This window comes from Streptomyces sp. NPDC048825, from assembly GCF_043198355.1.
Taxonomy (GTDB): domain Bacteria; phylum Actinomycetota; class Actinomycetes; order Streptomycetales; family Streptomycetaceae; genus Streptomyces; species Streptomyces xiangluensis.
In genome coordinates this window covers 66,922-93,836 of sequence record NZ_JBICUR010000005.1, presented here as the reverse complement: position 1 = coordinate 93,836, position 26,915 = coordinate 66,922, and the positions used below count along the sequence as shown (strand labels likewise).

The window sequence follows — 26,915 nt, the reverse complement described above, 5'->3', positions numbered from 1 at the left end:
CAGCCACGCTTCAAGATCAAGGCTTCGAGGTCCAGGGAATCCAGCGGCGACGGGCCGACTGCGGTCCGAACCTGGGGCCAGGTCAGTTCGCCGTGCTCGTCCAGGGTGGCGGTGAGCGCGGCCTCCACGTCCGGATCGACCCCAGCGCTGTGCGGTCCGTCCTGGCAACCTGGCGAGAGGAATTCGCGTGATGGATCCGTCCGCCCGCATGGGTGCTCGCCGATCGCCGGGAACCGTGCTCGCCTCCCTCGTCCCGCCCGCGGCGAGGCGTCGGCCCTTGGCTCACTAGGGCCTGTCCGGCGGATCTTGATCGAGAGCTGCCAGGAGGTGTGGGACCAGGGGGTTTGAGTCGTTCTTGCGCCAAGCGACGGCGACTCGTGTGCGCGCGGCGTTGGGCTCGATCCTGCGGAAGGCAACGCCTTTGAGGCGAATGCGGCGGATGCTTTCCGGGGCCAGTGACACGCCCAGGCCGGTTTCCACCAGGGCGCAGACGGTCTGCCATTCCACGGCGTGCTGAGTCACCTGTGGGGTAAAGCCCGCCGCGATGCACAGGTTAGTGATCTGGTCGTACAGCGGCGGGCCGACGGCGCGAGGCAGAAGCACAAAGGGGAAGTCCGCCAACTGCTCGACTCGAACGGCTCGTTGTGCCGCGAGCGGGTGCGAGGAGGACAGGACCGCCACGAACGGTTCGGCCAGCACGGTCTCGAATCCGAGTTCCGTGTCATGGGCAGGCGGCTCGCGCAACAGGCCGATGTCGATCGTCCTTTCGCGCAGAGCGGCCAGTTGCGGCGTGGTCGTCATTTCCTGGATGTCCAGGTCCACGGCGGGAAACCGTTCCCGGAAGGTTCGCAGCAGGCCGGGGAGGACGGTCAGGGCAAGGGAGGCAGCGAAGCCGATCCGGAGGCGGCCGACCCTGCCGCTGCCGACTTCTCGGGCTGCGGCCAGGCCCTCCGCGAGACCGGTGAGGGCATGCCGGGCGGCGGGGAGGAGTTGTCGGCCCGCCGAGGTGAGGCAGATGCGCCCGGGTTCGCGGCTGAAAAGCGCGTAGCCCACCTTGTCCTCCAGGCGACGGATCTGCTGGCTCAGCGGCGGCTGGGCGATGCCCAGGCGGGAGGCGGCGTGGCCGAAGTGGAGTTCCTCGGCAAGAACGACGAAGGCGTGCAGCTGCGGAAGGGGAAGTTCAGGGCGCTCCATACGCTTAGAGATATCACTCCATGCCTGAAGTTGTATTAGACGTATCTGTACTGGTCACTTAGCGTTCGGCGCATGACAGAGCGACGTTCCATCCTCAGCGGCTCGACGTTCGAGGAGCAGATCGGCTATGCCCGCGCTGTGATCGACGGTGATTGGGTTCATGTGTCCGGGACGACCGGATTCGACTACACCACCATGACGATTGCCGAGGACGTGGTGGAGCAGGCCGACCAGTGCCTGCGCAACATCGAGGCCGCACTGACCGAAGCGAAGTGCACCTTCGCTGACGTGGTGCGGGTGCGCTACCTGCTGCCCGACCGGGCCGACTTCGAGCCCTGCTGGCCGGCACTACGTCGCGCCTTCGGCGAGGCCCGGCCGGCCGCCACCATGCTCATGTGCGGCCTCGCCGACCCCCGCATGAAAATCGAGATCGAGGTGTACGCTTGGCGGATCACCGCGTAACCGCCCACGTAATCTGATCTGGGTGAACGGGGGCACCGTGCCCGAGGTCGGGCGGGGCGATCTGACACATGCCGAGTGGACACGGCTCAAACCACTGCTGCCCGGCGGCGGACTGCCGGGCGGACGGTGGAGCGACCACCGCACAGTGATCAACGGAATCCTCTTCCGCCTGCGGACGGGCGCGCCCTGGCGTGACTTGCCTTCGCAGTACGGCCCGTGGAAGACCGCCTACGAGCGTCACCGACGCTGGTCGGCTGACGGCACTTGGGACAAGATCCTCCGCTCGCTCCTGGCACACGCCAACGCCGAAGACCGGATCGACTGGAGCGTGGTCAGCATCGACTCCACCTCCTGCCGAGCCCATCAACACGCGGCTGGCGCACGCACCACACCCCGCGCATCCCGGGGCGCAGGGCTCTGCCCCCTCAGCATCGGCCCGATGAAGGGCTGGGACGCTCGAGGGGCGGTCTGACGAGCAAGATTCATCTGGTCGGCGAGGGCGGACGCCGCCCCTTGACGTTCCTGATCACCCCGGGCCAGTGGGGCGATGCTCCGCAGCTCATCCCGGTGCTGGACCGGCTGAGCGTCCCCCGGCTCCCTACCGGCTGCCCCCGCACCCGCCCCGACCATCTCAGCGGTGACAAGGCGTACAGCTCCCGCCGCAACCGCCGTTACCTTCGCAGGCGCCAGATCAAGCACACCATCGCCGAACCGCGAAGCCAACGGGCCAACCGGCAGCGACGCGGACGCAGGGGCGGCCGACCCGTTGGCTTCGACAAAGCGATCTATAGACGTCGCAACGAAGTCGAACGCACCATCAACGCGCTCAAGAACTTCCGGGCCGTGGCCACGCGCTATGACAAGCGTGCCTACGTCTTCCACGGCACGGTCACCCTCGCCACGATCCGCTTATGGCTCCGACCATGATCCGCCGGACAGGCCCTAGTCGAGTTCGTCGAGGCGCTGGTCGATCTTCTGCAAGTCTGGGGGGGGCCGAGGAGCTCGGCCATCTCATGCTCACGCCTCTCGGGCTCGTACACGGCCCGCAGCTCCTCCTCGGTGACGCCGAACCCTACGGCCAGTTGAGCGGTCTGCGCCGGGGTGAGCCCGGCGGTCAGAGCGATCACCGCCCACATCAGCAGGATCTTCCGGCGCGGCGCCCCCACACCTTGCATTGACTCGGTTTCGTCCAAGTCCCAGCCCACGATCCGGCCCTGGTCGAGCATCCACCGATAGGTCTGGCTGCTCTGGATGTCCAACGGGTCCCCCTGGCTCCCTCATTCGCCCGGCCTTGAACAGCAGGCCAGCCCTCGAAGTGGTCGGCGTCGAACCGGGCGCGGCATGGTCGCCGAGCAGATTTCGGTCTCGCAGCGCACAACGGGGTCGCGGAAGTACGGGCGAAGACAACATGTCTTCCGGTTTAGTTCCCCGGGGGCAGCGCCGGAGACTGCCCGCTGACACCATTCGTTCCTGCATCGCCGGACGCGAGTGGCGGCAGGCCCCTGTCGGCCCGCAAGTACTCTGCTTGGGCCCGCAGAAGCTCTGCATCTGCCCGCTTCCCCTCGGCTTCCGCCAGCTTGAGCGACGCCTCCGCCTGCATCCGCGTCGCCGCTGCATTTTCCCGCTCGGCCGCCGCCCGTTCCTTGTCCGCCTCGGCGAGCATGCGCTCCACCCCGATGCGCTCCCGTGCAGCGTGTCCCTCGTGCTCGGCCTTGGCGCCCTCGCCCGTCCCCTTGGCGTGAGCGCCCAGCGCCCTGATCAGGCGTGACACACCCAGGAAGAGAGCACCGCCGAGAGCTGCCGCAGCCGCGGCCCCAGCCGTGACAAGACTGGCATCGACGGGCCCGAAGTGGCTTGCCCCGGCCGACTCGGCGGTTTCCCTGATCGAGAACCACGCCACTGCGAACAGGAGGCAGCACATGACCGCCCAGGCCGCAGGAGTAACCCACAGCTTGAGGTGATCCGTTGAGCCCACGTTGAAGGTCCTCGTCCTCCGCGGGGTGCTGCTGAACCGGAACGGGCTTCGCCTGAGACCGAAAACATCCCCGAACGCTCGCACCACCCGATGCCCCCAAATCAGGTGCAGGAGAGTGCCCGCTCCAGCCACTGACCAGAACACCGCAGGCGACCACTGATCCTGACCCCGCCGGACGACATAGATGTCGCCAACGACCAACACCGTGGCCGCAGCCGCGGTCTGAATGCCGAACGTGGTCCAGAGGCTGCGGTACAGGTTGCGCGGGTCGTCGACCGACAGGTCCTTCCCGGTCAGGCCGGCTTTGAACAGCAGCCTGCGGACGTGTACAGGGCTGATCCGTTGAAGGACCACGACCAGCGCCACGGCCGTGATCGCTATGACGGGAGTCCATCGATCCGACAGAATCCAGGCCAGGAGGACGTCAGCGGCGAGAATCAGCGCGGATGCAAGCCCAAAGTAGAAGTACGTGAGGCTCCATCGTTTGGGGGTTGTCGAATCCAACTCCATGCCCCGATTGTGGCGCCCCGGCTGCGCCCCCAACAGTGCTTTGACCGGCCGCAGTCGGAGATCGAACAGAGGTGCCCCAGGCCGGAATTGGCGGCAGGGACCGCGCGGGGACGAAGGTTCAGAGTCAGAAGTTGCCGAATACGGTGACGTCGGGACTGACCCCACCGAGGAATACGCGACGCCTCGACGGGCGAGCCCTGCGCCTGCCGAAAAACTCATCCGTCCTGGTGGGGGCTGGTGTACGGGTGGTGTCGAGCGCGGGCGCTCGGGCAGGTGCTCTGGGCACCTGGTGAGCGCCCCGGCAGGATGATCTGTCGTGCTGCTTCGACTTGCCTGTCTGGGTGTGGCGAACGTGTTCGCCCTGCTGCGGCTGCTGCCGGTGAGCAACCAGGACAAGGACGCGGAGATCCTCGCGCTGCGTCATCAGATCACGGTGCTGGAACGCCAACTCGGCACGGATCGGGTGCAGTTCGCCCCGAGTGACAGGGTGTTCCTGGCCGCGCTGCTGCACCGTCTCCCGCGCGGTGTGCTGCGCCGGGCACGGCTGCTGGTGCGCCCGGACACCGTGCTGCGCTGGCACCGTGACCTCATCTCGCGCCGCCACGCGGCCCGTTCCCGGCCGGGGCGTGCGGGGCGGCCGCGTACCGTGCGCTCGATCCGCGTGCTCGTGCTGCGTCCGGCGCGGGAGAATCCCGGCTGGGGATATCGGCGCATCCACGGTGAGCTGCTGGTTGTGGGCGTGCAGGTGGCCGCCTCCACGGTGTGGGAGATCCTGAAGGAGGCGGGGATCGACCCGGTACCCGAGCGGGGTTCCAGCACCTGGACGGACTTTCTGCGCTCCCAGGCCGATGCCCTGCCGGCGTGTGACTTCTTCGAAGCGGTCACCCTGTCCGGGGCGCGGCTGTACGTGTTCGCGGTGATCGGGCACGCCGGCCGGCGCATCCGCGTCCTGGGCGCGACGGCGCGCCCGACCGCCTCCTGGGCGGTGCAGGCCGCCAGGAGCCTCGTCATGGATCTCGAGGACACCGGCTGCCGGGCACGGTTCCTCATCCGCGACCGCGACGGGAAGTACCCCGCCCTGTTCGACACCGTCCTTGAGGATGCGGGCATCGAGGTCGTGCTCAGCGGCATCCGCATACCGCGGATGAACGCGCTCACGGAACGCTGGGTACAGACCTGCCGGCACGAACTGCTGGACCGCACGCTGGTCTGGAACCAGCGCCACCTGCTCCACGCCCTGCGCGAGTTCGAGCAGCACGACAACTCCCACCGGCCCCACCAAGGCATCGCAGACGCCCGCCCGCTGCACCCCCTGCCACCGCCGATCACCGACCCGGACGCCATCGCCCACCTCGACATACGACGACACGACCGCCTCGGCGGCACCCTCCACGCGTACCAGCATGCGGCCTGACCTGCACGGACGACATTCTCGGCAGGGACAAGGTCGAGAGCGCACTCTTCTATGGCTTCCTCCGTCGTGACAGCCGCTACCGGCTGACGTCGAGCTCCGCCGTGCGCCCCGGCGTCCGCGCCGACTCACCGACACCGGCACTTTCACGGCTACCACCTTCGGACGGTCGAAAAGTGAGGAACCCGGCACTCCTCGTGCCCTGCCGTAGGCAACACGCGTTGGCGGCCGCGAGCAAGCTGACCACTGCCATGGACAAACACACGACAGCTGCGGAGGGCGTGGGCGGTATGCAAGAGCCTTGGAGTCTTCCCTCGGAGGTACAGCGGCTGCAAGGGCATACCGAACGTGCCTTTGTCGAGGTGCAGCGAGCGGATACGAAAGCCACGGCGTTGTGTGGAATAGCCGGTGGTTTGCTGGCCGCAGGAGTTGCTGTCCTGTCGAGCGCAGATGGCAGGCACCTGCTCGCGACGACCTCCCTAGTACTGATGTGCCTCCTACTGATTGCCGCGATAGGGGCTGCGCTGCTCGCCCTACGCCCCGTAGTCCCCAGGTCGGGATTGCGGGCCGAGCTGATGAGCGAGGCGGCCGTCAGCGACCGCGGCGGTGTGAGTGCGGACGCGCGCGGGGAGCTTGAACGGCATGTCGAGGCCCACCGGTTGCAGGTGCTTGCCTGGCTGGCGGACAGGAAGCTGCGGTCGGTTCGCCTGTCCGTCGATTTTGCCCTGGCAGCTCTCTTGATGGCTGGAATATGTCTATTGAACAAAATTCTGGTTAGTTGAGACGATCGCCTAAGTGTGCCGGGGCCGCACAGCAGGGGGACGTGTGTATCAGCCGCATGCCATGGTGATCGGCGACAAGTTATGGGCCTGCCTGAAGGCACTCGCGCCGCAGCACGTGAGGCCCGCTCGGAGTGTGCTACTCCGCCAGGGAGATCCAGCAACGCACGTGATCGTGCTGGAGTCGGGATCAACGTTGATCACCCTGGCCGGCAATTGCGGGGAAAGGACGCTTCTTGCTGTGCGCGGCTCCGGCGAGTTACTCGGAGAGCTGGCCGTATTGGACTCTCAGCCGCGTACCGCCACGGTCATCGCCGCCGAGAGCTGCCGCATCCGCGTTATCCCGGCTGCCGCCTTCCTCACATTCGTCGAGGAACATGATCTGCTCGCTCCTCTGCTGCGCCATGCCATCGCCCGGGTCAGAGAGTCGGAAACCGTCCGTCTTGAACTGGCCACCGCGTCAGTACCACTGCGCCTCGCCTCAGCTCTGTCCCGACTGGTCGACGCCGCATCCTCTTCAACCTCGGATCTCGCCGTGCGTCTGACGCAGACGGAGCTCTCTCAGATGATCGGCGCTTCGCGCAATGCGGTCGTCAACGCGCTCAAACCGTGGCGCGAGCAGGACTGGATCCGCACCGCCTCCGGCGGCGGGCTTCTCGTTCGCGACATCCATTCGATTCAATCGCACGCGCGTACGCAGGCGTGACAGGCCGCACCTGAGGCGTGCCCACTACTGGGCAGCGATAGCTATCCCGCCGGATCAGCATGGGCACTTCCCTGACCGCCTGTGCTGAAAGGACGGTGCCCGATGGATGCGCCGCTACACGCAGAGCCCCTGGACGTTCCCGCCGAACTCGCTCTCGTGGCGATCGACATGGAAAAGTACAGCCAGATCCCCGAGGCGAAGATGGCCGCCGCCCGGTGCGACGTGGACGACATCGTGGCAACCGTGCTCGCCGAATGTGAGCTGCCCGATCCTCAGGAGCTGCCCGGTGGTTACAAGGACAGCGGCGACGGCGCGATTCTGCTGTTCCCGCCCTCGGTGCTGGCTCGGCTCGTGGACCCGCTGCTGGGCCGGCTCAATGCGGCGCTGGTGCGCTACGAGCGGCAGAGGCTGGCCAGCAGTCCGCTTCTGCGGCTGCGTGCCAGCGTGCACGTCGGTCCCCTGTCCCTCCCCGACCACCGCGGCAAGGCCATCAACGAGACCGTCCGGCTTCTCGACAGCCAGGCAACCCGCCAGGCGCTGAGCGCCGCGAAGGACTGCGGTGCCTTCCTCGCGGCCGCGGTCTCCGAGGTCGTGTACCAGCGGACCGTACAGGCGGGGCGCACGCCAGATCTCGGCCCACATCACTTCCTCAATGCGGTAGCCCGCGTCAGCGACAAGCCTGGCTTCGAGCAGTCCTGCCGGATCCACGTGCCGGGTTTGACCGGACCAGCCGTACGCCCCTACCTCGCCGACGCCGCACCGCCGACGGCTTCTTCCTCCTCTGCCCCGCAGCCGAGGGACGCGCAGGCAACACCGACTGTGGGCAGCGGCGGCACCTTCCAGTTCCACCAGCAGGTCAGCGACGCGACGATCGCCGATCACATCGGAACCGTGCGGATCGACCGTCGCCAGCGGTGAGGCACGCAACTACCTCCCCTGCCGCTCTCCCCACACTCGCCCAGGAGTTCCCGCATGTCTGACGATCCGTTCAACCCCACCCGCTCCGAGACCGACGCGCCGACCGGCGACCCCGGTGACAGCGAGTCCAACGGCTCTGGCGGCTGGCTGCCACGTCGCTGGCGTCCGGGCGCCGCCGCCCCCGGTCACCCGGAACCGAGCCTCGACAGCCCAAGCCCGTCACTCGCTCCCCCGTCGACAAATGATGGTCAGCCCGCACCGCACCTGCATGGAACCGCCGGTGCGGCAACACACCTCCACGGCGACGTCGATGTCGTCGCCAACGTCATCGAAGAACTGATCCTTGAGACCCGAAAGCGGGATCTGCTGGAGGGCACCGAGTTCAGTCACGAGGAACTGTTGTCCCAGCCGTTCGTTCGGGACCGGCACTGGGACACGGTCTGGGAGCAGATCGTCAACCCCGTCACCGGCCGTCCTCGCCAGCCCGTGATCGTTATTGTGGCGCCCCGTTCATGTGGCTCCACGACTTTCGCTCTGCGGCTACTGGCCGAGCACACTGCTGGCCACACCACCATCGTCCAGCTGGACGCGGATTGGCACACCCCCCGTCAGGGGCGCCTGCCCCTGGAGAAGGCGCATGCGTACCAACTCGATCTCAAGCACCCGGAGAACGACCAGGTATCCGCCGACTTCCTGAACGCCCTGTCGAAACACGCCTCCCATCTCCGCGACTGCCGTTCCTATCTCGCCCTGACCGTCGCGCAGGACCTGTGGATGGATCACCGTCTCAGCGATCGCGATGGCATCCAAGTTGTTCATCTGCATGAGGCGCCCGATGCGCAGCGCGTGGTTGAAGCACATCTGACCGCCCACGGCTACGACCAACTGGTCACGTCACTGCGTTCCTTCCCCAAAGCCACCACGTCCTTGCGCGGACTGACAACAGTGGCCGCCGTACGGGCCGCGCACACCGTCGTGATGGCCTGGAAGGAACACAGCTTCACCCGCTCCCAGCAGTCACTCGTACAGGCCGACGGCGAAGGTGAAACCGAGAGCACACTCGAAGAACACATCATCACGGCGCTGACCGACTGGCGCGGTGAACTCGACAGCCGGTTCGGTGAGATGAACAGCCGACACACCCATGACAATCCCTCACTCACCGTCGAAGACCGTTGCCTGCTGGTGGCCCTGGCCGTGCAGCAGTCCGCACCCATGCCCACCGTCGCGCGCAGTGCGGCCGCTCTGCTGGAAGCCATCGGGGACGCCCCCGCCACTCCCGGCGCAGCACCAGGAATCTCGCCCACCCTCAGTGCCCTGGCCGGACGAGGAATGCGCCGGCGCATCCAGGATGTTGGGGGCCGGGTCGGCCTACAGGACACAGTGGTCTTCGACCGGCCTGCATACGGACGCGCAGTGCTGGAGTACGTCTGGGACAACTACGATGTCATGCGCAAACCCTTGCTGACCTGGCTCGTGGCAACAGCGCAGGATCCCGATCCGGAAGACCACGCGGTGGCAGCGCTGGCCGAACTCACCGTGCGGCACGGAACGGTGGACTACCTCACCACTCTGGGCGAACTCGTCGGCAGCAGTCGGCCAAAGGTGCTCGGTGCGGTCCTGGAAAGGGCAGTGCGCGACGAACACGTCGGCCGTCTGGCATGGGAGGCGCTCTACGGATGGGCGGAGAAGGAGAGTTACGCGCCTGCCGTGGTTGCATTGTGCCGACGTATTCTGGAGGACTCCTCCGTCGCCGCGTCTCTGACCAAGCGTGCAATGGTGCGGCTGCGCCGCGTCGCGCACAAGAACACCGACGGCGCCGTAATTGGCCAGGTCCTGGCTGCCTTCGACGATCTGGTCCAACACCCCACCGTGGCCCAGCGGCTGGTCGGTGAGGTCCACGGCTGGCAGCAGGGCAAGGTCTCCGCACGCAGCGGCGCACTGGCCTTCCTCGCGCTGATGACTGTCGACCGGGACGGCGCACCGTGGCTCGTGTGCACGCCACCAACGGAAATCGACGTACAACGAGCCGTCCACGACCTGCTCTCCTCCTCTGACACCGCTACCGAGGTCATCTCGCGTCTGACGGACTGGATCTGCTCGTGTGCCGACGATCCCAGCGTCTACACGCAGTTGCGCGACCGGCTCCTGCCGGCGCTGCGCGGCCACAACATGTTCGAGGCCGGCATGAAGCTCATGAACAGGTTGCGTGACATCTCCACTGCTGAGGGTGTGAGCGTGGCCGACGACTTCTACAACCACCTCGTCGACCGCCGTCTGCACACGGTCTTCCCGCTCGAAGAGAACATCGCATGAGGTGGCCATGGCACCGCGCCGCCCGTACGAGTACATCCGTCCAGCCGCGCCTCCTGCCCAGTGCCACCGACGGCATCGCGTTCGAGGCCGGGTACACGATCAGCTGGCGACCACTCTGGCGGGTGCCTCCCAATGTGGAGGAGGCAGTACGCACAGCAGTGCATGCCACGGCCTGTGAGACAGCGGCGCGTCTGGGAGCCTCGGACGTGCCCGCCGCGCAGGACGCCATCAACGCCGCCCTCGGCCGACTGCCTCGTCGTGCGCCGGACTACTGCCTGCTGAACGTCCACGCGGTTCTCGGTCTGCCCAAATCGGCACAGGACCTACTCGCGCAGCAGGCCGCGGACAAGCAACGAATCAGCCGCCTGCGCTTCCTGAAGGACAACCTCTACGATCATCCGGACCTTGTCGTCCTGGACCAACTCGAACACCACGCCCCGGGCGCCCTGGGTGACGAACACGTTGTCGAACTCCAGCGCCTTGCTCGTCTGATCTACTCCTGCGACAGCTGGTGGTTCCCGCTCCTGGAGCAATGGGAGAAGGTTGGCCAGGGGTTCACGGACATCGAGAAGCGACAGCAGGCCATGATCGTGCTGTCCGACTCACTCAAGGCTCTCAACGGCGGCAGTCTCCCCAGCGGCATCGCAGCGGTGGACATGTCCGGGTCTGACGGAGCACCCCGAAGGGCGCACCCATGAAGCTCGCCCTGTGGCGGATGCTGTTAGCCCCCCTGACCAGCCTCCGAGCCCTGTTCATTCAACGGCGCAGTGCAACACCCCTGTCCTACGACGTTGCCTGGCGCCAGGCCCGCCTGGACCGTTGTCCCGACGAAATGGTTTATCGACTCCACGGTCACCAAGCCACCGCACCCCACCAGGCATCCGGTGCTCAGTCACCCTTGACCCCGCCAAAGAAGGACGAGCCGACCGACCGGCTCCCCTGACCGACGTCTCCACAAACACCTTTGCCCTGTCCTGATGGACAGGGCAAAGAACGTTCATGCGGCAATGGTCAGCGGCGCGTCCAGACGCTCCCAGGCTCCGGGCACCGCCTCGTGGGCGTCCGGCTGCAGGTGTAATGGGCTGGGTGGTCTGGAAGCTCTCGTGACCGAGGAGATGCTGAACCTCGTAGAGCGAGACTCCCTTCTGGACCAGCCATGAGGCGCAGGTGTGGACTCTTCACGATCTCGCAGGCTTCCTGCGACGCCATCAAACGCTCCGTGGGAGTCAGTCAACTTCTAGCCCCTCGTGTGACGGTGAGCCCCCTGTAGGGTTCCAGAAGTGACGTACAGCATCTGACCAGGCACTTTGCGACTCCGGGCGATCACGACAAGCTCGGACCCCATGGCACTGCGCATGCTCTACCTGGTCTTCCTCCGACTCCTCGGACTGCTCCTGCTGCTCTCCCGCTCGCAACAGACCAAGGACGCCGAGCTGCTCGCGTTGCGCCACGAGAACGCGGTGCTGCGCCGCCAGCTCGGCGGCCGGCCACACCTCACCTGGCCGGACCGCGCAGTGCTCGCCGCCCTCGCCCGGCACCTACCCTCCCGGCTGCGCCGACACCGCCTGTTCACACCCGGCACCCTGCTCACCTGGCACCGGCGACTACTGCGCTGGAAGTGGAAGCAGAAACCCGCACGGACCGGCCGCCCGCCGATCTCCGAGGAACTCACCGCCCTGATCCTGCGCCTGGCCCACGAGAACCCGACCTGGGCCTCAACCCGCATCCAGGGCGAGCTGCGGCGCCTGGGCCACCGCGTCGGCGCCTCCACCATCCGACGCATCCTGCGCAGCGCCGGCCTCGGCCCCGCACCCAGACGAAGCCGCGGCGCCCCGACCTGGCACGAGTTCGTACGCGCCCAGGCCTCCGGCCTGCTCGCCGCCGACTTCTTCCACGTGGACACCGCCGCGCTGACCAGGCTGTACGCCTTCGTGGTCATGGAGGTCGGCACCCGCACCGTGCACATCCTCGGCGTCACCGCCCACCCGACCGCAGCCTGGGCCACCCAGCTCTCGAGGAACCTCCTCGCCAACCTCGCAGACCGCGCCGCCGGCTTCCGCTACCTGCTACGCGACCGCGACAGCCGCTACACCCAGGCGTTCGACGCCGCCTTCACCGCCGACGGCATCGAGATCCTGAAGAGCGCGCCACAGACACCGCGGATGAACGCCCACGTGGAGAGGTTCATCCGCAGCGTGCGGGCCGAGTGCACCGACCGGATGCTGATCTACAACGAGCAACACGCACGGCGTGTCCTCGCCGAATACGCCGAGCACTACAACTCCGGAAGGCCGCACCGGGCCCTGCACCTTCGCGCACCAGCCGACGATCCGGACGTCATCCCCTTCCCCGCCCAACACATCCAGCGCCACGACGTCCTCAGCGGACTCATCCACGAGTACCGCGACACAGCCTGACGAAGATCACGACAGTCTGGCGAACGCCCAGCTCAACGCATGTGGGGACTTTTGGCACCCAACACGTCATCGCGGCAGACTTCTTCCACATCGACATCGCGCTCGGCAGGAGGCTGTACGCCCTGGCGTTCCTCGAGCACGGCACGAGGCGCCTGCACATCACCGGGGTCACCACCCATCCCACAGGAGAGTGGGCCGTGCAGCAGGCAAGGAATCTCGCCACCGATCTGGGCATGCGCATGGAGTCCCTGCGGTTCCTGCTGCGTGACCGCGACGCCAAGTACGGTGCGGCGTTCGACGCGGTCTTCAAGGCAGAGGAGCTGGAGGTGATCTTGAGTGCTCCGCAGGCTCCTCGGATGAACGCCCACTGCGAGAGGATCATCGGCAGCATTCGGCGCGAGGCGCTCGACCAGGTCCTGATCGTGGGCGAGACACATGCCCGGCAGGTCCTGGCCACCTGCCAGCGGCACTGCAACGCGCACCGCCCCCACCAAGCCCGACACCAGCTACCACCCGACGCCCAGGAACAGCCCAACGCCGCAGTGCACGACCTGGACGCTCGCCGAGTGCTGCGGACCCGGATCCTCGGCGGCCTGATCAATGAGTACAGATATGCCGTGTGACCTGCAACGACGACTTTCCGAGCGGCACACGCTCTGGCGGACGCGGCCGCCTCGGCTGTCTCCCCCGGGCTACGCAAGGGCACCCACGTCCAGTCATGGAGTCTCGGCATGAGCGACGACGGGCCGCCGGTGTCCTTGCCTGAGGAGCGTGTGGTGCGCTGGAACCCCGACGACAGCCGCACCGAGGTGGTCGTGGCGACCGACCCGAGCCATCCGGGCCGTCCCGTCCTCACCGACGACGGCGACACACCGCACCTCGTCTCGGACGGCCGTGTGCTGAGCCGGACCACTTATCCGCCGAGCTGGAGCGACGCCCCGCCGGAGGCACGGCCTCCGCACACTCCGGCAGCCCTGCGGGCCTACCTCGCCGAGGTGGCTCACACCCACAGCACGGCTCCCCTGACCACCGGGCAACTCCTGGATGCGGTAGAGGAGTTGCTGGGGCACTGGACGCTCGGCGCCCGCGAGTCGGCCGCACTGGTCCGACTTCTGGCCGGCGCCGACGGGCTGCGTCCGTCGGGTCGGCTCACCGACCGGCTGGGACGACCGGGCGAGGCATACGTGTACGACGTTCCCGGCGCCCGGCGCATGTTGATCCTCGATCCCGGCACCGGCACCGTCCTGGGCCTGGAGACCACCGCCACCCGGGACGATCCCCGGTACGGGATCAGGGCTGGAACCGTACTGGAGTACAGCGCCTGGCTGCGCTGACCGCGGAGCACCGCTCCGCCGACCCTGCCGTCCCACCCCAAAGCCCCCTGTCGCACAGGACTCGCGGGCACTCGACGGCGAACCCGGGGCCCCAAGGCCACACTTGTAGAGTCCGGACAATGGAGAGATCGAACATGGGCGTGAACGACGTGACCGCGTCGACCTTGCTGGGCATCCTGCTCCAGGCGGCGCGGGAGGCCCCGGGCCAGACCGTCGTGCATGTCCGGGGAGACGGCACCGAGCACGCGGTCACCTTCGCCGAACTCTGCGACGACGCACTGCGCGTGGCGGGCGGTCTCCTCGCGGCGGGCGTGCAACCGGGCACCCCGCTGCCGTTGATCGCCGACCGTGGTGACACCTTCCAGCCGATGTTCTGGGGCGCACTGGCAGCCGGGGCCGTACCCGTCCCGCTCGCTGCCGAGCCGCGCCGTATCGGGCCGGTGTGGGAACTGCTCGGCAGGCCACCGGTGATGGCGGACGAGTCGACGGCCGCCGTCGCCACCGCCGTCGGGGACAGCTACGACGACAGCGACGGCACCGGGCCACGTGGCGAACTCAACGGCTCCATAAGGCTGTTGAGGTTGGAGGGCCTTCGTCGCGGCCGGCCTCCGCGGCAACTCCCCCGGCCCGCCGCCGACGACGTCGCCTTCCTGCAGTTCTCCTCCGGCAGCACGGGCGCCCCCAAGGGGGTGGAGCTGTCCCACGCCGCGGTCCTCGCCAACCTCCGCCAGATCCGCGCCGCGATGGCGATCACCTCAGAGGACGTGATCGCGACCTGGATGCCCTACTTCCACGACATGGGCCTCATCGGCACGCATCTCGTGCCCATGGCCGCGCACCTGAAGCAGATACGGATAGAACCGCTGTCCTTCGCCAAGCGGCCCACCCTGTGGTTCGAAGCCGCCGCCCGCCACCGCGCCACGCTGCTGTCGGCGGCGAACTTCGCCCTCGGCCTCGCGGTACGCCGCGTTCCGGCCTCCGCCCTCGCCGGCCTCGACCTCAGCTGCGTGCGCCTGTTGCTCGTCGGCGCCGAGCCCATCTCACCGCGTGTCTGGCGGGAGTTCACGGCCCGGACCGGTCCGGCCGGCCTGGACCCCCGGGCCCCGCTCCCGGTGTACGGCCTGGCTGAGGCCACCCTCGCCGTGACCGTACCGCCGCTCGGCGAGACCGCCACGCCGCTCGTGCTGGATCGCGCCGCGCTCAGTCGGAACCGGGTGGTGGAGACCGATCCGGGCGGGCACGCGGTGGAGCTGATGGACCTGGGCCGGCCGGTGCAGGGGTGCGAGGTCCGGATCACCGCTGATTCCGGCATCCCGGTGAGTGACCGGCGGGTGGGGCATGTCGAGGTGCGGGGGCCGCAGTTGGCCCGCGGGTACCACCGGGCTCCCGAGGCGAGCGCGGCCGCGTTCGGCGGCGACGGCTGGCTGCGCACCGGTGACCTCGGCTTCCTGAGGAACGGGCGGCTGTGTGTCACCGGGCGCCACAAGGACGTCGTGTTCGTCAACGGCCGTACCTTCCACGCATCGGACCTGGAGTCGGCGGTCGCGGCGACGCCGGGACTGCCGTCCGGGGCCGTTGCGGTCGTGGGATCGACGGATCCGGACGGCGGGGGCGAGCGGGTCGTCGCGTTCGTGCAGTGGACGCGTCCCGATCCCACCGCCGCCGCACCGGTGCTCCGCGCCGCTGCCGGCCGGCTGAGGGAGGCCCTCGGCCATGACGATGTCCGGGTGCTGCCCTTGCCGCCGGGGGGCTTCCCGCGCACCACCAGCGGGAAACTGCGCCGCGGGGAGCTGCGGGCGCGCTTCGAGGCCGGGCGATACGCCACGGTGGAGGGCCGCTGGGCCGACCCCGCGGTCACGGCGGGGGGCGGAGCGGCGGGAATGGGAGTTTTCGCTTCCCGTCGCTCGCTGCGTGAGGTTCAGGAATCGGTACAAGGGATCTGGGCGCGTGCGCTGGGGCTACCAGTGTCGGAAGTAGGGCTTCAGGAGCGCTTTTTCGACCTCGGTGGCTCCTCGCTCAAGGCGATGGCCGTGCTCGCCGGACTGGAGGAGACGTTCTCCGTGCCGGTCGAGCCGGGCGCGCTGCGCGACCACGACACGGTGGCCGGTCAGGCGGGGCATGTGCTCGCGCTGCTGGCGAACTCAAACGCGGATGCGGATGCAGGGGCAGGGGGAGATTCAGCCTCTCCTTCAGATGCGGATGGCGTCTCCTCCGCGCCGACACGGCTCTCGGTCCCTGCGGACCCCGGTTCCCGGCGTGGAGCTCTCGCCGTGCTCTCCGCGGCCTGTCGGTTCCCCGGTGCCGACACGCCCGAGTCGTTCTGGGAGTTGCTCGCCGCCGGACGTGACACGGTCGGTGAGGTGCCCGTAGGCCGGCGTGAGCACGAGGGGCCGCGCTCGATGCGCCGCGTCGGTTCCTTCCTCCCGGATCCCGCGGCCTTCGACGCCGATTTCTTCGGCATGGACGAGGCGGAGGCGCGGGCGACCGAACCTCAGGCCCGCATCTTCCTGGAACTGGCCCACGAAGCACTGGAACGAGCCGGATACGCGGGCCCCCGGCGCGCCGGCCGGCGGATCGGGGTCTTCGCGGCGACCAGCGACAGCGGTTACCGCGAGATCCTCACCGAGGCCGCCGACGGGGACCTCGCGGGCCACCCGGCTGCCCTCACCGGCAACCTCCCCAACCTGATCGCCGCCCGCGTAAGCCAGGCACTGGACCTCAACGGCCCCGCCCTGGCCGTCGACACCGCCTGCTCCTCCGCACTGGTCGCCCTGCACCTGGCCCGGCGCAGCCTGCTGGCCGGCGAGTGCGACCTCGCCGTGGTCGGCGGGGTCAACCTGAGCCTGACGCCCACCGGCCACCGCCTCCTGGAGGCGACGGGAGCGCTGTCGCCGACCGGCCGGTGCCGCGCGTTCACCGCCGACGCAGACGGTTTCGTGCTGGGAGAAGGCGGCGCGACGATCGTCCTGGCCCGCCTGGACGACGCCCGCGCCGCCGGTGACCCAGTCCTCGCACTCGTCCGGGGCACGGCGGTGAACAATGACGGCCACTCGCTCGGCCTCCTGGCCCCCACGCCGCGCGGTCAGCGCGAGGTGATCGGCCGGGCCTACGCGGAGTGCGGCGTCGATCCGGCCGATGTGTCGTACGTCGAGGCGCACGGAACGGGCACGCCGATCGGCGATCCCGTGGAGGCGCAGTCACTCGGCCAGGCGTTCCCACCCCGCGCCGACGGGGCTCCACGGCTCGTCGGCTCCGTCAAGGCGAACCTGGGGCACCTCCTCAACGCCGCCGGCATGCCCGCCCTGGTCAAAGTCGTTCTCGCCCTGTCCCACCGGCGGCTTCCGCCCTCCCTCGGCTCCACCGCGCCCGCGCCTTTCCTTGAGCGGAGCGCCCCTGGGTTCCGCCTGGTCGCCGGGGACGAGGAGTGGACGGGGGTGCGGGGTCGGCCGCTGACGGCGGGCGTCAACTCGTTCGGGTTCGGCGGCACCAACGCGCACGCGATCCTGGAGGAGGCGCCGAACGACGCCACACAGGAGGCGGCTTCCGCTGCGCCACCCGAGGCGACGGGCGGCCCTCACCTCCTGACGCTGTCCGCGCGCACCGAGGGCGGACTGTGTGTGGCCGCCGCCGAGTTGGCCGCGTATGCGCGGGCACACCCCGACCGGGACGAGGGCGACGTGTGCGCCACCGTCAACACCGCCCGGGACGAAGGGCCGTACCGACTGGCCGTCGTGACGCAGGGGGACCTCGCGCGGAAGCTCGAAGACTCCATGGCGGAAGTGGAAGTCGCGTCGGCGGCGGTGCCGGGCCCGGTCGGCACGGCGACAGCCCCCGTAAGGACCCGGCCCCGGACGGTGTTCGTCCTCCCCGGCCATGGGACCCGATGGGGTACTGCCGGGCGGGAGTTGTACCGCTCGGCGGCGGTGTTCCGCGATCTGCTGGACGAAGCGTCGTCCCTGACCGGGCCGGTCCTCGGCCGCAGCCTGGCCGCCTGGTGCCTGGACGAGGAGGCCGACCCCACCGACCTGGCGCGCACCGAGGTAACCCAGCCGCTGCTGGTCGCCTTCGGGGTGGCGCTGGCCGGGCAACTGGCCGCGTGGGGCGTGGCGCCCGACGCGGTCGTGGGGCACAGCGTCGGCGAGATCACCGCCGCGTGCATCGCCGGCGCCCTGTCGCCTGCCGAGGCGGTCGCGTTCGCCGCCGAGCGCGGACGCCTGATGGGCGAGCTGGCCCTGCCGGGCGCCATGGCGGCCGTACGGGGCGACGAGGACACCGTCGCCGCCGTGCTCGCGCGATCCGGCGGCGCGCTGTGCGTCGCTGCCGTCAACTCCCCCACCCAGCTGGTGCTGGCGGGCGAGGCGGCGAGCGTCGACCGGGCAGTCGCGGACCTCACGGCACGCGGCGTGGCGGCCCGCCGCCTCCGCGTCTCCCACGCTTTCCACTCCCCCATGCTGAACCCCGTGCTCGACCCCCTCCACAACGCGGCGAAGGCCCTGACGGTCGGACCGGCAGCCGTCCCGATGCTGAGCACGGTCACCGGCCGGTGGGACCCCGACCTGACCCCCGGCTCGGGCTACTGGCGCGACCACGCGATCCGCCCCGTCCGCTTCGGCGCGGCCGTCTCCCGGCTGCTGGAGGAGGGGTACGACACCTTCGTCGAACTCGGCCCCGGCGCCTCACTCTCCGGCCCGATCCACGCGGCGGCTGCCGCGCATTCCGGCGTCACGGCCACAGGTGTCACAACCTCAGGCGTCACGGCCTCAGGTGTTGCCATCCTGCCCGCGCTTCCCGCCGATGCCGCGGCGGGAGCCGGCGCGCTGCTGGAGACCGTGGGCCGGCTCTGGACCCGCGGGACCCCGCTGTTCCCGTCCTCCCCGGCGCGGAGCACGAACCGCCGCCGCGTTCCCGTCCCGACGTATCCCTTCCAACGCGACCGCCACTGGCCCGACAGGCTCCACCCAGCGTCCCGGATCCGTCCGGCATCGGCACCGGCACCGGCACCCCGAACGCCTCCTCCCTCGCCCCAGGGTCCGGCCGCCGCCGCGCAGCCCCTCCTCTGGCGCGACGCACCCCTGACCGCAGGGCCCGGCCCTTGTGTCGTGCGGCTTACCGGCGCCGACACACCACTGCGGCGCTCTCTCGCCGAGCGGCTCACCCGGAGCGGAGTGACGGTGCCGGGATCGTGGCCGGCCCCGCTTCCGGGCGGTGACGAAGCTTCGGCCGCACCCGAGACGACGGACTCCCCGGAGACCGTCCTGTGGTTCGCCGGCCAGACGGAGGGGCCGCAGCCGGACACCCGCGCCTCGGTCTCCGCCCTGCGCGAGACACTGGCGGCGCTCGGCAGCTCCCCGACCCGTCTGCTGCTGGTCACCGAGAACGCGTACGTCACCGGCAGCGGCGACGCCCTCGACCATCCCCGCCCCGTCCAGGCCCTCCTGCACGGCTTCGCCCTGGCCCTGCCTGAGGAGATCCCGGGGCTCTCCTCGCTGAGCGTCGACCTGTCCTCCCAGGATCCCCTGAGCGTTCGACTCCGGGCGCTGGAAGCCGAGTTGCACGCGAAGACGCCTCCTCCCGGAGTCCGCGGCGGCGCGGGCGGCACCGTCGCCTGGAGGACGGGGCGACGACTGGCCCGTACTCCTGCGCACAGCACCCCCGCCCCGTCACACCGCCCGACGCTTCTGCCCCCCGACGGCACCTACCTGATCACCGGCGGCGCGGGCGGTCTCGGCGGCGCGCTCGCCCGAGATCTCGCCCGACGCGGCACCCCCACCCTCGTCCTGACCGGCCGGACCCCGACCCCACCGCGCGCCCTGCTCACGGAACTCCGCGCCCTCGGCGCTCGCGCCCGCTATCAGGCCGCCGACGTCTGCGACGCGGACGCCGTCGATGAGCTCATCGCCAGCCTGCCGTCCCTGGACGCGTTGTTCCACGCAGCGGGCACGGTGCGCCCCGGCAGTCTACGCGCCAAGCCGGACGACGAGATCGAGGCCGTGCTCTCCGCGAAGGTGCACGGCACCGCACTGCTGGCCGAGGCCCTGCGCCGACACGGCCGGCAGGACACCGTCTGCCTGGTCTTCTCGTCCGTCTCCGCCGTGCTGCCCGGCCTGGCCGGCGCCCTCGGCGACTACGCCGCCGCCAACTCCTTCCTCGACGCCTTCGCCACCGCACAACGCGCGGCCGGTCTTCCCTGGCAGACGATCGCCTTCGGCCCTGTGTCCGACACGGGTCTGGCGAGCGGAACCGGCGCACCGACCGGACTCCGACCCCACGGTCCCGCGGGCATCCAGGCCCCGATGACCTCACGTGCCGCTCTGACAGGACTTCACGCGGCGGTCGGTCTGGACGCCGCACACGTCCTCGTCACGGGCACGGGCGTCACGGACCCCGTTCCCGCCTCCGCGACGGCGGACTCCCCAACGGCCGCCCAGGCCCGCAGCGACCGTCGCGCCGACCCGAACGAGCCCCCCGCACCCGCCGACCGGTCCCCCGCCCACGCCCCGGCGACCGACCGCACCCCCACCACCTCGCCCTCACCGGAGCCGTCGCACACCGGCCTCATCCGCCGCCTCCTGGCCGACGCTCTGCACCGCTCGCCTCAGGACATCGGCGTCGACGAGCATTTCCTCGGCCTCGGCCTGGACTCCCTCAGCGCCGTCGATCTCGCCCGCCGACTGGAACACGAACTGGGAAGGCCGCTGCCGGCCACCCTCTTCTTCGAGCACCGGACCATCGGCGAACTGGCCGCCCACCTGGCGACCATCCCGCCGACGCCGAGTCCCTCCCCGGCCCCGCCCTCCCCGACGGCCATGGCCCCAGCGACAGCCGCAGCCGATAGCGGCAGCACCCTCCCCCTGACCCCCCTGCAGCTCGCTTTCCATGCCACCGAGACCCTCCACGAGGGCGTCAACGCCTACGGCTACGTACGTCAGAGTGTCACCGGCCCGCTCGACACCGCCCTCCTCGGCAGGGCCCTGGCACGCCTCGCCGCCCGCCACCCCATGCTGCGGATGCGAATCACCGGCGGCGCCCGCCCCCGCCAGTACGCCGCACCCGCCGGGCCCGTCGACATATCGCCGCACTGGTACGAGGTCCGTGAGCCGCTCGACATCGCGCGGCTGGAACAGGAGCTGTGCAACCGCCCGTTCGACCTGACGGCACAGGGCCCGATACGAGCCGTCGTCGTCCACGACGGTGACGACGCACACGTCGCGCACCTGCTCCTGGTCGTCCATCACGCCGCGGCCGACGGCTTCAGCCTCAAGCTGCTCTGCGAGGAACTCTGGTCGCTCTACACGGCCCTCACGCGAGAGGACGAAGCCCGGCGAGACAGCGTGGACCAGGGCGAGAGAGGCGGCGAGCACGTGGGCGAGGGCGAGAAGGACGCCTCGCTGCCCGCCTGCCGGGCCGAGTTCGCCGACTACGTGGCCGCGCTCACCGCCGAACGCCGGTCCCCCCAGTTCGCACAGGACCAGCGGTACTGGCGCGAACGCCTGGCCGAGCACCCGCCCGCCACACCGACGACCACCCCCTCCCTGCCGTACGACGGCGACCCCGAAGGAGCTCCCGCCCCACCCCTCGTCCACCACGCCACCGGCGTCGACGAGGCCCTCAGCGCCGAGCTGCGCGAGACCGCGGCTCGCAACGGCGTATCACTGTTCCACCTGCTTCTGGCGGCGTACGCCCGTTGTCTGGCCCGGTGGAGCGGACGGCAGACCGTCGCGGTCAACGTGGCCCGGTCCCGGCGGGAATCGCGCGTGGCCGGCATCGACCGTCTGGTGGGACCCCTCGCCGACACACTGCCGGTGTTCGTGGACGTCGACCCCGGCGAGCCGGTCGGCACGCTCGCCGAGCGGCTGCGGTTGATCTGGCGCGAGGCCGAGACCCACGCGACCCTGAGCAGCACGGACTTCGCCCGACTGTTCTCCGAACTGCGACCCGCCACCGGCCCAGCCCCGCGCACCGCGGCAGAGGCGGGTTTCAGCTTCGCCCGCTTCCCGGTGGTCCACGGCCCGGACTGGCCCGTCACCGTGACCCCCACGGCCGCGGCCACCGCGTCCGCCGTGACCCGGCTCAGCCTGCTCTGCTGGGAGGCGGACGCCGCCCTGCGCCTGTCCTGGAACTACCCGGCCCGGCTGTTCCGCCCCGAGACCGTGCGCCGCCTCGCCGACGAGTACGTCGCCGAGCTGCGCGCCACCGTCACCGACCCCTCATCCACTCCGGTCTGCCTCGGAACTCACGCCCCCACACCGGTCCGCGCCCTGGGCCGCGCTGACGGCGGGGACACCGCGGCCGACGCGCTCGACGGGGACGGTGGCGGGATCGTCGCCCGTCTGTGTGCCCGATTCCGGGCCACGCCACGGTCCGTGGCAGTCGTGGGCGCCGACCGGTCCCCGCTCACCTTTGCCGCCCTCGACACGGCGTCGGCCGCTCTCGCAGCCCGGCTCCGCGCCCACGGCGTACGCTCCGGCGACCTGGTGGGGCTGCTGACCGAACCGGGCGGCACGGACACGGTCACCGCGGTCGTGGGCATCCTCCGGGCCGGCGCCGGCTGGGTCCCGCTGGACGCCACCCACCCCACCGCGCGCCACCGGGACCAGCTGACCCGCACGGGTGTACGCGTGCTCGTCTGCGACGCGGCGAGCCGCCCGGCAGTCGCCGCTCTGGACGGCATCACAGCAGTCACCGCGTCCGACCCCCTGGACGACGCACCGGTCGCCGACCCCGAGTACAGCGCCACCGACCCCGAGGCCATTGCCTACGTCATCTTCACCTCCGGCTCGACCGGCCGTCCCAAAGCCGTCCCCATCACCCACCGGTCGATGACGAACTACCTCGACTGGTCACTGGCCACCTTCGGCTACGGCCCGGGCGACCGGCTCGCACAGACCGCGTCGGTCTGTTTCGACGCCTCCGTGAGGCAGTTGCTCGCCCCGCTGCTGAGCGGAGCCACTGTGCACACCCTCTCGCGCGACCTGCTGCGCGACCCCGAGGCGCTGCTCGACCATGTCGTCGCGGACCGGATCACGGTCTGGAGCTCGGTTCCGACGCTCTGGGAACGCCTGTTGACCGCCGCCGAGGAACGCGCCCGCCGCACGGGCACGGCCCCTGACCTCTCCGCCCTGCGCTGGGTCCACGTGGGCGGCGAGGCCCTGCCCGCCGCTCATGTACGCCGCTGGTTCGACCTCCTCGACGCCCCGGCCGACAAACCCCGCACCCCGCGTGTCCCTCGGATCTCCAACCTCTACGGTCCGACCGAGGCCACCATCAACGCCACCTGCTACATCATCGACGCCCGGCCCGCCGACGACGTACGCCACCTCCCCATCGGCCGCCCCGTCGCCGGGACCGAACTGATGGTGATCGACGAGGACGGCCGCGCGTGCGCCCCGGGCGAAGCCGGTGAACTCCTCATCGCCGGAACCGGCCTCACCCCCGGCTACCTGGGCGAGCCCCGACTCACCGTCGCCGTCTTCACCGAACGCGACGGCCGCCGCTGGTACCGCAGCGGCGACCGCGTCCGCCGCAGGGCCGACGGAGTACTGGAGTTCCTGGGCCGGCTCGACGACCAGGTCAAGATCCGCGGCCACCGCGTCGAACTCGGCGAAGTCGAGGCCGCGCTGCTCACTCACCCCGGCGTCGCCCGTGCTGCCGTACTGCTGCGCGACGGCAGGCTGGTGGCGTACGCCGAGCCCCGGACCGCCGCACACACCCTCGACCCGAGCGAGGTGCGCGGCTTCCTCTCCCGCACCCTCCCCCCGTACATGCTCCCCGCTCGCATCCACTCCTTCCCGGCCCTGCCGCTTACCGGCACCGGCAAGATCGACCGCACCCGGCTCGCGCCCCTGGGAGACCCCGCGGACACCGCGCCCGACAACAGCGAACGCACCACCACCGAGCCCGGAATCACCGAGCACGCGCAACTCCCCCAGCTCCACGCCCCGTCCGAGAAATTCGAACCTGCGCGCACCCCCGCGTCGACGCCCACCGAGCACCTCCTCGCGAAGGCCTGGTCCGAGCTGCTGGACGTCCCGCAGTCCGGCATCAGCCGCCGGGACGACTTCTTCGCACTCGGCGGCGACTCCATCACCGTGCTGGAACTGTTTGCCCGCCTGCGCCACGAACGCCCCGCGCTGCCCCGCCCGACCGCCGTCTACACGCACCGAACCCTGAGCGCCCTGGCCACCGCGATCGACGCCGCCACCGACACCGCCGCACGCACGGACGACGGCACGGAGATCGGCACGGCCGCCGCCGAGCCGCCGACCACACCCCAGGGGCCTGAACGAGGGGCCGCCACGGACCTCCTCACTCCCTACCCCCTCACCCCCTCACAACAGGGCTTCCTCCTCGCCGACGCCCTCACCTCCGGCACACCTGGTACCGCCGATCCGTCCGGCGCCTCCGGCAGCAACCCCGCCTGGTCTGCCCGTTTCCGTATCCGCGGCCCCCTCGACCCGGAGATGTTCCAGCGCGCCGTCGACGTGCTCGTGGCGCGGCACCCCATGCTCCGCACGGTCTTCCCGGCCGGCGCCCGCCCGCCCGTGCAGCAGGAACTCCCCGCCTCGCTGCGCCTCCCCGTCGCGACGGAGGTACTGGGCCACTCCGCACTGCTGGAGCGACGCGTGGCCGAGGAGACAAGCCGCCGCTTCGAACCCTGGGCATGGCCCCTGCTGCGGCTGCGCCTCTTCACGGTCGCACCGGACGAACATGTCCTCCTCGTCCACGCCCACCACCTCATCGGCGACGGATTCAGTGCGGCGCTCCTCACCCGCGAACTCCTCGCCATGTACGACCGTTTCACACGCGGCCTCCCCCACGGGCTGGAGCCTCTGCGCTCGACCTTCCGCGACCACGTCCTGCATCGCACCGCTCAGCGCCGGTCGACGACCCCACAGACTCCCGACCCCCAGACCGAGGAGTACCGCACCCGCCACCACACGCCGTACACCGCGCCCGTCCTGCGCGCCCTCCGCCCCGAGGACGCCACCCCCGGCTTCCACACTGCCGCCTTCACGCTCGGCGCGGACCGCACCCGAGCCCTGCGAGGCCTCGCCCAAAGCTGCGGCACCACGCTGCACGCCCCGGTCCTGACCGCGTACTTCCGCGCCCTCGCCGCCCTCACCGGACGCCGCGACCTGGTTCTCGGCATGGCCGTCACCGGACGGGACGACACCACGCAGGACGCCCACCGCGTCTTCGGCCCGTTCAGCGAGGCCGTGGCCCTGCGCCCAGGACTCGACTCTGCGGAGTCGCCCTCCCCCGTCCCGTGCTTCGAGGAGGACCTGCGCCGTGTCGCCGCAGAGTCGATCGCGGCCCGCGCCGCCGGCCCCCTGGACCTGCGCACACCCCAAGGGCTCCCCCGCACCGCCCAGTTCTTCTTCACCTTCCTCGACTTCACCGCTCTCGGCACGCTCCCCGACACGGCCCTGACCCTCCAACCCGACGACGCCGACACCGAACTCACCCCGCCTCCCCTGGGCACCGACGTCTTCCTGGCCGTACGCCCCTCCGACGACGGCGAGGGCCTGCGCGTCACGGCCCGCGCGTCGGCGACCGGCCTCACCGCCGCGCAACTCGCCGACTTCGCGGTCGAGTTGCAAGGTCAGCTGGCGGAACCCGCCCCTCGCGAAAGGATCTCCGCCCCGTCGTCCTCCGCTTCCCTCGACGGCAGGCTCGACGCGGCGCTCATCGGATACCTGCCCGCGCCCCACCACTTGGCCGCATTCGCCGGACTCCCCGCACACGCGGCGCCCAGCCGCGAGGACATCCGGACCCTCCTGTTCCCCGACGGCAGGGCCAGACTCCTGGAGCACCTCACCACTCCCTTGGGTAGATCCGGTTTCGTGTCCCTCCCGCTGTTCGCGGACGAACTCACGGGCCCGCTCCGCACCGGTGACCAGACCGGCTTGGCCGGCCTCACCGCGCGCGCCGTCGACCACGCCGCGTCCCTCGGCGCCCGCTGTGTCTCGCTGGCCGGCATGATCCCGTCCCTGACCGGCTACGGCTACGACGTACTGCGCGAAACCCCGGCGGCCGGCGCCACGCCGACGCCCGCCTCCCTCACCACCGGGCACGCCACGACGACCGTCGCCGTCGTCAAAACCGTCCACACCGCCCTCGCCGCGACCGGCCGCGACCTCGGCGAACTCGCCCTCGCCGTCGTCGGCTGCGGTTCCATCGGCACGTCGTCCCTACGCCTGCTCCTGGCCCGCAGCCCCCACCCGCCGGCCCGCCTGCTGCTCTGCGACCTGCCCGGCAGTGCGCCCCGTCTGCGCGAGCTGGCCGCCGAACTGTCGGCCGACCACCCGCTGACGGCCGTGCGGGTCGCCGAAGCAGACGTCTCCAGGACCCTCCCCGCCGAGATCTACGAGGCGGCCGACGTCATCGTCGCGGCGGTCAGCGGCAGCACCACGACCCTGCTGGACGTGGACCGGCTGCGACCCGGCACGATCGTCGTGGACGACTCCTTCCCCCACTGCTTCGACACCGCGCGCGCCCTGCACCGTATGCGTGACGCCCGGGACGTACTGATCCTCGGAGGCGGCCTGCTGGCCCTGGATGCCACCGAGACCCACCTGGCACCGGACCTCCCGGCCGCCGCACTCACCGGCCACGCCACCGCCCGCACCCAGCACCATCCCACCCTGCACCTCCCCGGCACCCTTGCCTCCTGCCGCCTGGAGTCCCTCCTCCACGCCCACCTCACCTACCGGCGCCCCGGCGGAGCTCAACTCCCCCTGATCCACGGTCTCGTCGATCTGCCACGGGCCCTCGCCCACTGGGACGCCGCCGAAGCCGCAGGAGTCCGCCCCGCCCCCCTCCACCTCCTCGACCACACCGTCCCACCGCAGGCCCTGAGCGCACTGCCCCCACCGCAGCGACCCCGCTGAGCC

At 70.3% G+C, this 26,915-nt stretch carries 13 protein-coding genes and 2 pseudogenes; 13 read left to right on the top strand and 2 right to left on the bottom strand.

Annotated elements, in window-relative coordinates; translation table 11 throughout:
• Nucleotides 1–285 precede the first annotated feature (285 nt).
• A complete protein-coding gene (locus ACGFNK_RS14290) occupies nt 286–1,194 on the bottom strand; it encodes a LysR family transcriptional regulator (protein ID WP_393415685.1) in 909 nt (302 codons plus the stop codon).
• Between the two features lie 72 nt (nt 1,195–1,266).
• Here ACGFNK_RS14290 and ACGFNK_RS14285 point away from each other — a divergent pair, with 72 nt between their 5' ends.
• From ACGFNK_RS14285 to ACGFNK_RS14275, 3 genes are all read left to right on the top strand, one after another.
• Nucleotides 1,267–1,656, top strand: a complete 390-nt coding sequence (locus tag ACGFNK_RS14285) for a RidA family protein (protein WP_393415683.1) — start codon at nt 1,267–1,269, stop codon at nt 1,654–1,656.
• Between the two features lie 37 nt (nt 1,657–1,693).
• Nucleotides 1,694–2,583, top strand: a protein-coding gene (locus ACGFNK_RS14280) for an IS5 family transposase (RefSeq protein WP_393416257.1) whose coding sequence is annotated in 2 segments (ribosomal slippage) — nt 1,694–2,045 and nt 2,045–2,583 — 891 coding nt in all. Because the reading frame shifts where the segments join, the coding sequence is not laid out codon by codon here.
• 86 nt (nt 2,584–2,669) lie between these two features.
• Nucleotides 2,670–2,834, top strand: a complete 165-nt coding sequence (locus ACGFNK_RS14275) for a hypothetical protein (protein ID WP_393415681.1) — start codon at nt 2,670–2,672, stop codon at nt 2,832–2,834.
• Nucleotides 2,835–3,076: 242 nt separating this feature from the next.
• On the opposite strand, the gene ACGFNK_RS14270 is transcribed toward ACGFNK_RS14275, so the two are convergent.
• Nucleotides 3,077–4,141, bottom strand: coding sequence for a hypothetical protein (locus ACGFNK_RS14270; protein ID WP_393415679.1), 1,065 nt, complete (start codon nt 4,139–4,141; stop codon nt 3,077–3,079).
• Between the two features lie 316 nt (nt 4,142–4,457).
• Here ACGFNK_RS14270 and ACGFNK_RS14265 point away from each other — a divergent pair, with 316 nt between their 5' ends.
• From ACGFNK_RS14265 to ACGFNK_RS14220, 10 genes and pseudogenes are all read left to right on the top strand, one after another.
• Nucleotides 4,458–5,555 carry an integrase core domain-containing protein gene (locus tag ACGFNK_RS14265; RefSeq protein WP_393415677.1) on the top strand — a complete coding sequence of 366 codons (1,098 nt, stop codon included), beginning with the start codon at nt 4,458–4,460 and terminating at the stop codon, nt 5,553–5,555.
• 218 nt (nt 5,556–5,773) lie between these two features.
• Nucleotides 5,774–6,334 carry a hypothetical protein gene (locus tag ACGFNK_RS14260; RefSeq protein WP_393415675.1) on the top strand — a complete coding sequence of 187 codons (561 nt, stop codon included), beginning with the start codon at nt 5,774–5,776 and terminating at the stop codon, nt 6,332–6,334.
• 61 nt (nt 6,335–6,395) lie between these two features.
• Nucleotides 6,396–7,037 (top strand): Crp/Fnr family transcriptional regulator, encoded by a 642-nt coding sequence (locus ACGFNK_RS14255; RefSeq protein ID WP_393416255.1) that lies wholly within the window; start codon nt 6,396–6,398, stop codon nt 7,035–7,037.
• 102 nt (nt 7,038–7,139) lie between these two features.
• Nucleotides 7,140–7,955 carry a hypothetical protein gene (locus ACGFNK_RS14250; RefSeq protein WP_393415673.1) on the top strand — a complete coding sequence of 272 codons (816 nt, stop codon included), beginning with the start codon at nt 7,140–7,142 and terminating at the stop codon, nt 7,953–7,955.
• 54 nt (nt 7,956–8,009) lie between these two features.
• The gene (locus ACGFNK_RS14245; RefSeq protein ID WP_393415671.1) at nt 8,010–10,271 is read left to right on the top strand and encodes a hypothetical protein; all 2,262 of its coding nucleotides are present in this window, start codon (nt 8,010–8,012) and stop codon (nt 10,269–10,271) included.
• Nucleotides 10,268–10,969, top strand: a complete 702-nt coding sequence (locus ACGFNK_RS14240; protein WP_393415669.1) for a hypothetical protein — start codon at nt 10,268–10,270, stop codon at nt 10,967–10,969. Before ACGFNK_RS14245 ends, ACGFNK_RS14240 begins: the two co-directional genes overlap by 4 nt.
• Nucleotides 10,970–11,614: 645 nt before the next feature.
• Nucleotides 11,615–12,688, top strand: coding sequence for an integrase core domain-containing protein (locus tag ACGFNK_RS14235; protein WP_393415667.1), 1,074 nt, complete (start codon nt 11,615–11,617; stop codon nt 12,686–12,688).
• A 65-nt stretch (nt 12,689–12,753) separates the two neighbouring features.
• Nucleotides 12,754–13,311: pseudogene (locus ACGFNK_RS14230) on the top strand (integrase core domain-containing protein); the annotation flags it as partial.
• A gap of 30 nt (nt 13,312–13,341) precedes the next feature.
• Nucleotides 13,342–14,022, top strand: a pseudogene (locus ACGFNK_RS14225) (CU044_5270 family protein); the annotation flags it as partial.
• Nucleotides 14,023–14,141: 119 nt separating this feature from the next.
• Nucleotides 14,142–26,912 carry an amino acid adenylation domain-containing protein gene (locus ACGFNK_RS14220; protein ID WP_393415665.1) on the top strand — a complete coding sequence of 4,257 codons (12,771 nt, stop codon included), beginning with the start codon at nt 14,142–14,144 and terminating at the stop codon, nt 26,910–26,912.
• Nucleotides 26,913–26,915: the final 3 nt, after the last annotated feature.

Excerpts from the sequence above, each read along its gene's own strand:
- ACGFNK_RS14290 (WP_393415685.1), bottom strand. The coding sequence starts at position 1,194 with ATGGAGCGCCCTGAACTTCCCCTTCCGCAGCTGCACGCCTTCGTCGTT.
- ACGFNK_RS14285 (WP_393415683.1), top strand. The coding sequence starts at position 1,267 with ATGACAGAGCGACGTTCCATCCTCAGCGGCTCGACGTTCGAGGAGCAG.
- ACGFNK_RS14275 (WP_393415681.1), top strand. The coding sequence starts at position 2,670 with ATGCTCACGCCTCTCGGGCTCGTACACGGCCCGCAGCTCCTCCTCGGT.
- ACGFNK_RS14270 (WP_393415679.1), bottom strand. The coding sequence starts at position 4,141 with ATGGAGTTGGATTCGACAACCCCCAAACGATGGAGCCTCACGTACTTC.
- ACGFNK_RS14255 (WP_393416255.1), top strand. The coding sequence starts at position 6,396 with ATGGTGATCGGCGACAAGTTATGGGCCTGCCTGAAGGCACTCGCGCCG.
- ACGFNK_RS14250 (WP_393415673.1), top strand. The coding sequence starts at position 7,140 with ATGGATGCGCCGCTACACGCAGAGCCCCTGGACGTTCCCGCCGAACTC.
- ACGFNK_RS14245 (WP_393415671.1), top strand. The coding sequence starts at position 8,010 with ATGTCTGACGATCCGTTCAACCCCACCCGCTCCGAGACCGACGCGCCG.
- ACGFNK_RS14240 (WP_393415669.1), top strand. The coding sequence starts at position 10,268 with ATGAGGTGGCCATGGCACCGCGCCGCCCGTACGAGTACATCCGTCCAG.
- ACGFNK_RS14235 (WP_393415667.1), top strand. The coding sequence starts at position 11,615 with ATGGCACTGCGCATGCTCTACCTGGTCTTCCTCCGACTCCTCGGACTG.
- ACGFNK_RS14220 (WP_393415665.1), top strand. The coding sequence starts at position 14,142 with ATGGAGAGATCGAACATGGGCGTGAACGACGTGACCGCGTCGACCTTG.